This is a genomic window from Nonomuraea lactucae (genome assembly GCF_003313395.1).
GTDB lineage: Bacteria > Actinomycetota > Actinomycetes > Streptosporangiales > Streptosporangiaceae > Nonomuraea > Nonomuraea lactucae.
In genome coordinates, this window is record NZ_QNFZ01000626.1 from 1 (window position 1) to 2,515 (window position 2,515).

The 2,515-nt window shown below is 73.5% G+C and carries 2 protein-coding genes and 1 pseudogene; 1 reads left to right on the top strand and 2 read right to left on the bottom strand.

What is annotated here, in order from left to right; translation table 11 throughout:
* Window positions 1-335: pseudogene (locus tag DQW85_RS24430) on the bottom strand (MFS transporter); the annotation flags it as partial.
* Between the two features lie 66 nt (window positions 336-401).
* Here DQW85_RS24430 and DQW85_RS24435 point away from each other — a divergent pair.
* Window positions 402-1,031: an alpha-ketoglutarate-dependent dioxygenase AlkB gene (locus DQW85_RS24435; RefSeq protein WP_113702359.1), complete on the top strand. Its 630-nt coding sequence runs from the start codon at window positions 402-404 to the stop codon at window positions 1,029-1,031.
* Between the two features lie 206 nt (window positions 1,032-1,237).
* Here DQW85_RS24435 and DQW85_RS24440 read toward each other — a convergent pair whose 3' ends face one another.
* Window positions 1,238-2,302, bottom strand: coding sequence for a WD40/YVTN/BNR-like repeat-containing protein (locus tag DQW85_RS24440; protein ID WP_113702360.1), 1,065 nt, complete (start codon window positions 2,300-2,302; stop codon window positions 1,238-1,240).
* Window positions 2,303-2,515: the final 213 nt, after the last annotated feature.

Below are 2,515 nucleotides of genomic sequence, written 5' to 3' on the forward strand. Positions count from 1 at the left end.
CCGCCGCTGAGCGCCGGACCCAGCAGCCCGGCCACCGCCGCGACGGCGACCAGCGCGGCGTCGGGCACCCGTCCCAGGCCGAGCAGGACGGCCAGCAGGCCCGCGGTGTAGCCGAGCAGGCACCGTCCGACCATCCTGCCCGGCCGCTCGGCGCGGTCGAGCAGGGCCCCGAGTAACGGCCCGCCGACGGCCGCCGACGCGGTCAGCCCGGCCATCAGCCACGACGCCATGACGGGGGAGCCGGTCATCGCTAGGCCCATGAGGAGGAGCGCGGGGCCGGACATCTCGTTGCCGGTGCGCGCGGCCACGGCCCCGACCATGTAACGGGACATCATTATCGAGACGTTACCGGATCTGACCCCCTCGAATGGGTGTTTGAAGGGTCACATACACTCGGCATCATGAGGCCAGTTTTCCAAGCGTCTCTGCTCGGTCTTGACGAGGACATCGGCGTGGGCCCGCTCGGGGGCGCGGTCCGCAGGACGACCCTCGACCACGGGGCGTGGATCGACGTCCTGCCGGGCTGGATGGCGGGGGCCGACGCGCTGTTCGACCGGCTGGTGGACGTCGTGCCGTGGCGGGAGGAGCGGCGGCGGATGTACGACAAGGTCGTCGACGTGCCGCGGCTGCTGAAGTTCTACGACGAGGAGGAACCACTGCCCGACCCGGTGCTCGACGACGCCATGCGGGCGCTCAACTCCCACTACCACGACGAGCTGGGTGAGCCGTTCCGCACGGTGGGTCTGTGCTTCTACCGCGACGGCCGCGACAGCGTCGCCTGGCACGGAGACACCATCGGCAGGGGCGGCACCGAGGACACCATGGTCGCGATCCTCTCGGTCGGCACCCCGCGCGCCCTGCTGCTGCGCCCGCGAGGCGGCGGCCACTCCATCCGCCACGACCTGGGCCACGGCGATCTGCTGGTGATGGGCGGCAGCTGCCAGCGCACGTGGGAGCACGCCATCCCCAAGACCACCCGGCCGACGGGGCCGCGCGTCAGCATCCAGTTCCGCCCACGCGGCGTCCGCTGAGCACCCAGCGGTAGGGCCACCGCCGCAGCGCCCCGTCTCCGGCGCCGCAGGGGGGATAAGAAGCTGCAGGGTGATCAGACTCAGAGGGGGTCGCAGGGGGATGGCCACGGGTCCTGCAAGGCGGGTTGGCCGCCCGGCGGGCCGGGTCCGGTGCCGTCCAAGACGTTCAGGGGTGCTGGAGGACTTTCAGAGGTGCTGGAGGATGTTCAGGGTTGCCGGAGGAGGGTGAGCCGGGCGACCCTGCCCTGCTCACCGGCCGCCCAGCATGACAGGTCCTTGGCGCACGCCACCGTGTCGAACGAGCCGCCGTCGAACGTCCGCCACGCCTTCCCGCCCGTGTACGTCACGTCACTCCCCGAAGGCCCGACGGCGATCGCGGCGAACGGCAGGTACGGCACCCACGTCACCCCCGACCGGTACGCCGGGGGAGGCGCCGTGGCAGCCTGCCAGGTGGCCCCACCGTCCCGGGTGACCGCCGCGGCGCTGGGAGACTGCTGGCCCGGCCGGTAGTCGCCGCCCACCGCGATGCCACGCCCCCGGTCGCGGAACGCCAGCGCGAACACGCCCCGCGCCGGGTCGCCGGCAGGGACCGACGTGTCGGTCACCGTCCAGGTGCGCCCCCGGTCGCCGGAGTGGAACACCCGGGACCGCTCCGCCCCGCCGCTGGCCAGCCAGGCGTCACGCCCGCCCCGCGTGACCAGGCACTGGCCGCTCGCGGCGAACCCCGCCTCACCCGGCAGCGCCTCCGGCATGCCGCCGGACGGCAGCACCTGCCAGCTCCGGCCGCCGTCCTCGGTGGCGAGGATCCGGAACCTGCCGTCCACCGGGTCGCTCATCGCCAGCCCGTGGCGCCGGTCGAAAAAGGCCATGCAGTCGTAGAAGGCCCTCGGTTCGTCGTTCCTGAACGCCTCGGTCCAGGTACGGCCGGAGTCCTCCGTCCGGTAGATCCGCGAGTCCGTTCCCTCGCCGATCGACAGGACCGCGGCCCGGCGCGCGTCGAACGCCTCCACGTCCCGGAACTGCAACGTCTCCGTGCCGGGCGGCGAGACGTTCTCCCAGGTGGCCCCGCCGTCCGCGGTGCGCAGCACGGTGCCGCCGGAACCGGAGGCCCACACCACGTCCCGGCTCACCGGCGACAGCCCGCGCAGGCGCGCAGTCACCCCCGTCTCCTTGAGCTCCCAGCCAAGCGCGGGCACGTCGGCGCGGGCAGGCAGTGGAGCGGCGAGCAGGCAGGCCGCCGCCAGCACCCCGAACGCGAATCGAAGCCTCATGCCGGGCAAACTAGCCCAAAAGATCAAGGTCGTCCATGCCGGGAACCGCCTCCCGGCACCGCAGAACTGACTCGCCGCCTGCCGACGGGCACGCCGCACACCATGGCCCGTGCGGGTGGGCCCCACCTCATCGGCCCAGCGGCGGCGGCGCCGGCCGGCCCGCCACCGTCGCGGTGACGCGTCACCGCGCACTGCGTCGCGCCGCCACGGCCG